The following is a 6,887-nucleotide window of genomic DNA, read 5'->3' as shown; positions in this document are numbered from 1 at the left end:
TGTGGAACCACCCGATCCCATCCCGAACTCGGAAGTGAAACGCAGCTGCGCCGATGGTAGTGTGGCTCAAGCCATGCGAGAGTAGGTCATCGCCAGGGTTTATACCCAAAACCCCGCTGCTCACGCAGCGGGGTTTTTCTTATTAAGTGAAGGCACTGCATTTTGCGGGTCCCTTCCGCCCCAAGGGCAAGATCGCGAAGCTGGCGCTGCAAGCGCTGCTGCAACCGTCTCCCTGGTGAAATTAGCGCTGTGGAACCACCCGATCCCATCCCGAACTCGGAAGTGAAACGCAGCTGCGCCGATGGTAGTGTGGCTCAAGCCATGCGAGAGTAGGTCATCGCCAGGGTTTACACCCAAAACCCCGCTGCTCATGCAGCGGGGTTTTTCTTTGTGCGCAGGAAACCCCGGTAGTGCCGGCCGCTGGCCGGCAATCCGATGGCGTTGCATTGCCCGGTAGATCCACGCCATGCGTAAGTGCTCCGCGAGGAGCATGGCGCCAACCAGGGTTGGCCGCTACCAATCGATTGCCGGCCAGCGGCCGGCACTACCGGCAGATCCACACCAACCGTGGATGAGCCGCCGACGGTACGCAAAAGAAAAGCGGCGCCCCGTGGGGCGCCGCTCTGCTCTCAACAGTGCTCAGTCGAGCATGGCCCGACTTTACTTGGCCGGGACCTTGTCCTTCATCATCGCGTCGCGGGCTGCCTTGAACGGATTGCCTGCATACCAGTTCGGCCAACGATCGCCACCGGCCAGTTCCTTGCCCACGCCGTACATCAGCTGCAGGTCTTCGACGGTGCCGTCCAGCTTCCAGGAGGCGGCGTCGAACTCGTCCTTCGGGCCGTGGTAACGGTTGGCGCCGTAGTCCGCCGCCGCCTTGCGGCCCGCTTCCACGCCACCCTCGCGCAGGTCTTCGCCGCCATCGGCGTACAGGGCCGGCACACCCGCCTTTGCGAAGTTGAAGTGATCGGAGCGGAAGTAGAAGCCGCTCTGTACCGAGGTCTCACCGTGCAGGGTGCGGTCCTGGGCGGCGGCCAGCGGCTTGAGGATGTCCTCCAGCTCCGAGCTGCCGAAGCCGGTGACGGTCACGTCCTTGGCACGGCCGGCCACCGACATCGCATCGATGTTGATCACACCGGCGATCTTGTCCAGCGGGAAGGTCGGGTGGGCGACGTAGTATTTGGAACCCAGCAGGCCGGACTCTTCCAGGGTCACCGCCAGGAACACCACCGAACGCTCCGGCTTCGGCTCCTGGTGGGCCATGGCTTCGGCCACTTCGAGAATGCCAGCCACGCCGGTGGCGTTGTCGACCGCGCCGTTGTAGATGTTGTCGCCGGTCTCACCCTCATGCTTGCCCAGGTGGTCCCAGTGCGCCATGTACAGGACGGCCTCGTCAGCGCGCTTGCTGCCCGGCAGCACGCCGACCACGTTGCGCGACTGCTTCTGTGCGATCTGGCTCTTCAGGTCGACCGCAGCGGTGGCCTTCAGCGGCACTGGCTTGAAACCGCGCTTGCTGGCGTCCTTGTAGGCCTGGGCGAGGTCCAGGCCGGCACCGGCGAACAGCGCCTTGGCCGCGTCGGCGCTCAGCCAGCCCTGTACCGGGATGCGCGCTTCCGGGTCATCCTTGGCGGGCAGGTCGTACTGCGGGCCAGCCCAGGAATTCTTCACCACGTCCCAGCCGTAGGACGCGCCGGCGGTGTCGTGCACGATCAGCGCGGCGGCGGCGCCCTTGCGGGCGGCCTCCTCGAACTTGTAGGTCCAGCGGCCGTAGTAGGTCATGCGCTTGCCGTCGAACAGCTTCGCGTCGTCGACGTGGAAGCCCGGGTCGTTGACGAACATCACGACCGTCTTGCCCTTCCAGTCCTGACCGGCGTAGTCATTCCACTTCTGCTCCGGCGCATCGACGCCATAGCCGACGAACACCAGGTCGCTGGCATCGACCTTCACCTCGGCCTGGCCGGTACGGGTGCCGACCACCATGTCGGTGCCGAACTTCAGTTCGGTGGTCTTGCCGCCCTGGGTGATCTTCAGCACGGTCGATTCATCGGCCGTGGTCTCGGTCATCGGCACATCCTGGAACCAGCTGTCGCCGTTGCCGGGCTGCAGGCCGATGCGCTGCATCTGGTCGCGGATGTAGTTGACCGTCAGTTCTTCGCCCTTGCTGCCCGGGGCGCGGCCTTCGAACTCATCCGAAGCCAGGGTCTTGACCATCTCGGCGAAGTCGCCGGCGTTGATCTCCGGTGAGAACTGATGGGCGGCCGGCTTCGCGGCAGCGGTATCGGTGGGCGGCGTGGCAGCCGGCGTGGATTCGCCTTTGCAGGCACTGAGCGCGGCCGCGGCGGCCAGGCACAGGAGGAGTTTGCGGGGCATCGTCGATTCCTGGAGAACAAAGGGCGGTCGCATCTCATGCGCGACCGGTAAACGCGAGTATCACCGAAGCGGCGGGTGCGACGGGTTCAGTCGGCCGGCGCGGTTTCGGTATCGAACGGGATCGGCTCGGCCCCGGTGACCGGGCCGATGCGTGCGGTACGATGCACGTACAGCACCACCTCGCGCTCGAACTGCAGCGGCCCACTGACGACCGCGTTGGGGCCGATGATCACGCGCGGCTTGCGGCTGGCGGTGAGCGAGACACTGAAGTTCGGCTTGCGCACATGCACGCCGCCGTTGACCTGCGAACCGATGCCGACGGTGATGTCACCGTTGACGGTCTCGACGTCTTTGCCGACGCGGCTCTCGACCAGACCGATGCCGCCGTTCACGGTCTCTACGCCGCCTTCGATCTGGCTGCCGCGATCAGTGAAGATGCTGCCGTTGACGGTGCTGACGCCACCGCTGGCGATCACTTCGCGACCCAGGCGGACACCGCCGTTGACCGTTTCGATCTTGCCGGTGCGTGCGCGGTCGGCAACCTTCACCCCGCCGTTGACGGTGTCGATGCTTCCGGTCTCGACGCCTTCGCCGACGCGGATGCCGCCGTTGACGGTGTCCAGCTTGCCGTAGCGTTGGCCGGGGTCGGCGCTGATGCTGCCGTTGACCTTGCTGATGTTCTCCTGGGCGCAGACCGGCCCGGTGACCAGCAGTACGCCCAACAGCAGCGGAATGGATAGAGTTTTCATGGAGACCTCGATGGATGTGCGGCTGGCAGGCCGCGTGCGGAGATGTCACCATTCCCCGGTACCCCCCGCAACTGCCTGAAGTCACTGGAAAGCCCTTGCGCGACAACGCCTTCCCATCACGCCGACATCACATCGCCGCCCTACGCGGCGGGCGCTGGCTGCTGCTGGGGCTGGCTGTGGCGCTGGCTCTGCCCCTGCCGGGTGCTGCGCAGACCACCCGCGAGACCGAGCGCAAGCTGCAGAAGCTGCGTACCGAGCTGAAGGGCGTGGCGCAGGAGCGACGGCAGATCGAAGGGCAGCGTGGCCAAGCATCGCAACAGCTGCGCGAGGCCGACGAGAAGGTGGCACGCACCGGCCGCGCGCTTGCGCAGACCGAAGCGGCGCTGCGCGAGCAGGCCCAGGCCCTGGCCCAGGCCGAGCAGCGCCGCAGCAGCCTGCAAACCAACCTGGCCCAGCAGCACCGCGAACTGGCCGGCCTGCTGCGCGCGGCGTATCAGCTTGGCAATCACGCACCGCTGAAGCTGCTGCTGTCGCAGGACACGGTGGCCGATGCCAATCGCGCCCTGGCCTACCATCGTTACCTGCAGCGCGAACGAGCGCAGCGCATCACCACGCTCACCGCCGACCTGAAGGAACTGGAAGCGCTGCAGGCGCAGATCGCCGAGCGCAAGCAGAAGCTGCAGGGGGCGCAGCAGGACCAGAAGCAGCAGGCAGCGGCGCTGGCGGCCGACCGCCGTGACCGCGCGCAGACCGTGGCCTCGCTCGACGAACGCTTCAAGGACCGGCGCGAGAAGGAACAGGCACTGGGCCAGGATGCCAAGGCGCTGGAAACGCTGCTGGCCAATCTGCGTGCCGCTGCCGCCCGGGCCGAAGCCGAGCGTCGCGCGGCGGCACGTCGAGCTGCTGCCGAAAAGGCCGCTGCCGAGCGGGCCGCACGCCAGGCGGCCGCACAGGGCCGGCCACCGCCGCCGGCAACCAAGGTTCCACCTGCGGTGGCGTCGGCACCGGCACCGAAGGTCGGCGGCCTGGGTTGGCCGTTGTCCGGCAACCTGCTGGCCCGCTATGGCGGCAAGCTGCCCGATGGCCGTACCAGCAGCGGCGTGCTGATCGGCGCGCCGGCCGGCAGCACCGTCACGGCCGTGGCCGACGGCACCGTGGTGTTCTCCGACTGGATGACCGGCTACGGCATGATCCTGATCGTCGACCACGGCAATGGCTACATGAGCCTGTATGCCCACAACGACACCCTGCTGAAGGATGCTGGCGCACGGGTCAGCCGCGGTGATGCGGTGGCCAAGGTCGGCAATTCCGGTGGCCAGGGCGTCACCGCGCTGTACTTTGAGCTGCGCCGCGGCGGGCAGCCGGTCAACCCGGACAGCTGGCTGCAGCGGCGCTGAATCCAGGCCTGCCGGATGCGGGTTGGATTCAACGGGAATTTAGCTGTGCTTCGCGCATAATCGGTGCATGTGCCTTGGGCACGATGTCAACGTCGACAGGAGTGATCCATGCGCGCAGCCCGTACCGCCACCCTCTTGCTGGCCCTGTTGCCAGCGCTGTCCTGGGCGCAGCAGACCGCGCCCGCCCCGAGCCAGGAAACCAGCGGGCAGGCAGCGAACAGCGAGGAGGCGGTGACCTCGAAGGTGCCGCTGGAGGACATCCGCCGTTTCGTGGCCGTGTACAACGCGGTGCGCGCCGCCTATGTCGATCCGGTCGATGACAAGAAGCTGATGCAGTCGGCCGTGCGTGGCCTGCTGCTCGACCTCGATCCGCACAGCACCTACTTCAACAAGGAAGACGCGCAGGCCTTCGACGAGCAGGCCAATGGTGCCTACGAGGGCATCGGCGTGGAGCTGCAGCAGCAGCCGGACAACGCCAGCATGAAGGTGATCGCGCCGATCGACGACACCCCGGCGGCCAAGGCCGGCATCCTCGCTGGTGACCTGATCATCGCCATCGACGGCAAGCCGATCAGTGCGATCGATGCCAGCGAGCCGCTGCGCGGCCCGGCCGGCAGCAAGGTGGTGCTGACCATCGTGCGCGAAGGCAAGCCCAAGCCGTTCGACGTGAGCCTCACCCGCCAGACCATCCGCGTGACCAGCGTGCGCAGCCGCCTGCTGGAACCCGGCTATGGCTACATCCGCCTGAGCACCTTCCAGGCCGATACCGGTTCGGACTTCCAGAAGCACGTGCAGCAGCTGCAGAAGCAGTCCGGTGGCCAGCTCAAGGGCCTGGTGCTGGACCTGCGCAGCAACCCGGGTGGCCTGCTGACCGCTGCCGTGCAGGTGGCCGATGATCTGCTCGACAAGGGCAACATCGTCAGCACCCGTGGCCGCATCAGCATCAGCGATGCACGATTCGACGCGACCCCGGGCGACCTGCTGAAGGGCGCACCGGTGGTCGTGCTGGCCGATGCCGGTTCGGCCAGTGCATCGGAAGTCCTGGCCGGCGCGCTGCGCGACAACAAGCGGGCGCGCGTGGTCGGCAGCCGTACCTTCGGCAAGGGCTCGGTGCAGACCGTGCTGCCGCTGGACAACGGTGATTCGGTGAAGCTGACCACCGCGCGCTATTACACGCCCAGCGGCAAGTCGATCCAGGCCACCGGCATCGTGCCGGACGTCGAACTGAAGCCCGCCGCCACGCCGGCCGAGGATGCACTGCCAGCCAGCCTGAGCGACTACAGCGAAGCGACCCTGCCGGGCCATCTGCGCGGCGATGACGAAGGCACGGAGGGCTACCACGCCGGTGCGGTGCTGCCGGGCGATGGCCCGATCAACGATGCGCTGGCCGAGCTGAAGAACCCGGGTTCGGTGGCCGCACGATTGAAGGCCGAGGCCGCCAAGGCGGATGCGGCCAAGGCCGCGAAGGCCGCTGCGGCGAAGCCGGAAGCAAAGCCGGAAGCAAAGCCGGAAGCAAAGCCGGAAGCAAAGCCGGAAGCAAAGCCCGAACCCGTCCCGGCCAGGCCTTGACTCTGTAGAGTCGAGCGATGCTCGACTGATCTACGAACGAGCGGGTGAGCGTGGAGCCGGCCAGCGGCCGGCACTACCAGGGGTCAGAATCCGTGCCGCTTGCGCAGGCGGCGCGCGATCGCGGCGCGCACGTACACGCCATACACCACGCCAAACACGAAGCCGCCGATGTGCGCCCACCAGGCCACCATGCCGAAGCTGGGGCCGATATGGGCGAACACCACCTGCAGCGCGGCCCAGACGCCGATCAGCAGGTAGGCCGGGGCGCGCACGAACTCCAGGAACAGGCCCAGCGGGATCACCACGCCCAGCCGGGCACCGGGGAACAGGGCCAGATAGGCGCCGATCAGCGCCGACACCGCGCCGCTGGCGCCGATGATGATCTGGTCCGGGCTGCCCATGGTGTAGATCGCCACCAGGTTGGACACCGCGCCGCCCACGAGGAACAGCAGCAGCAACCGCCAGGGTCCCAGCACCCGCTCGGCCGGCAGGCCGAAGATCAGCAGGAACACCAGGTTGCCCAGCAGGTGCGACCAGTCGGCGTGCAGGAACAGCGCAGTGAACAGGCGCAGCACGCTGCCGTCCTGCAGGGTCGCCCACCAGTCCAGCGGACGGGTCAGGCCGGTGGACAGGGCGCCCCAGTCCAGCCAGAGACTGCCGCGGGCATCGTCCGGGCGCGAGATCGACCACAGGAATGCCAGCCACAATGACGCGAACAGCACGGGCGTGGCCCAACGCAGGGCCGCCTTCTTGCGCGACGGGAGGGAGACGAACATGCCAATAGCCTAGCGTGCGGCCACGT

5 protein-coding genes and 2 rRNA genes are annotated in these 6,887 nt (G+C 67.2%); 4 read left to right on the top strand and 3 right to left on the bottom strand.

Features of this window, described 5'->3' with window-relative positions; all coding sequences use genetic code 11:
* Together rrf (AC5P6H_RS13585) and rrf (AC5P6H_RS13580) are read left to right on the top strand one after the other, a co-directional pair.
* A 5S ribosomal RNA gene (rrf, locus tag AC5P6H_RS13585) occupies nucleotides 1–98 on the top strand; the annotation flags it as partial.
* 133 nt (nucleotides 99–231) lie between these two features.
* Nucleotides 232–346 (top strand): 5S ribosomal RNA (gene rrf, locus AC5P6H_RS13580).
* Nucleotides 347–660: 314 nt separating this feature from the next.
* Here rrf (AC5P6H_RS13580) and AC5P6H_RS13575 read toward each other — a convergent pair.
* The gene (locus tag AC5P6H_RS13575; RefSeq protein WP_495202758.1) at nucleotides 661–2,370 is read right to left on the bottom strand and encodes a M28 family metallopeptidase; all 1,710 of its coding nucleotides are present in this window, start codon (nucleotides 2,368–2,370) and stop codon (nucleotides 661–663) included.
* Between the two features lie 86 nt (nucleotides 2,371–2,456).
* The gene (locus AC5P6H_RS13570) at nucleotides 2,457–3,119 is read right to left on the bottom strand and encodes a DUF4097 family beta strand repeat-containing protein (RefSeq protein ID WP_197575132.1); all 663 of its coding nucleotides are present in this window, start codon (nucleotides 3,117–3,119) and stop codon (nucleotides 2,457–2,459) included.
* Nucleotides 3,120–3,214: 95 nt separating this feature from the next.
* On the opposite strand from AC5P6H_RS13570, the gene AC5P6H_RS13565 reads away from it, so the two are divergent.
* Both AC5P6H_RS13565 and AC5P6H_RS13560 read left to right on the top strand, forming a co-directional pair.
* Nucleotides 3,215–4,516: a murein hydrolase activator EnvC family protein gene (locus AC5P6H_RS13565; protein WP_049441387.1), complete on the top strand. Its 1,302-nt coding sequence runs from the start codon at nucleotides 3,215–3,217 to the stop codon at nucleotides 4,514–4,516.
* A gap of 108 nt (nucleotides 4,517–4,624) precedes the next feature.
* Nucleotides 4,625–6,085 carry a S41 family peptidase gene (locus tag AC5P6H_RS13560; protein ID WP_495202757.1) on the top strand — a complete coding sequence of 487 codons (1,461 nt, stop codon included), beginning with the start codon at nucleotides 4,625–4,627 and terminating at the stop codon, nucleotides 6,083–6,085.
* Between the two features lie 83 nt (nucleotides 6,086–6,168).
* On the opposite strand, the gene AC5P6H_RS13555 is transcribed toward AC5P6H_RS13560, so the two are convergent.
* A complete protein-coding gene (locus tag AC5P6H_RS13555; protein ID WP_005414994.1) occupies nucleotides 6,169–6,861 on the bottom strand; it encodes a rhomboid family intramembrane serine protease in 693 nt (230 codons plus the stop codon).
* Nucleotides 6,862–6,887: the final 26 nt, after the last annotated feature.

It is taken from the genome of Stenotrophomonas sp. YJH_SMC_110 (assembly GCF_059369255.1).
Note: the sequence above shows the minus strand (reverse complement) of the source record. Positions and strands in the feature narration are given on the sequence as shown.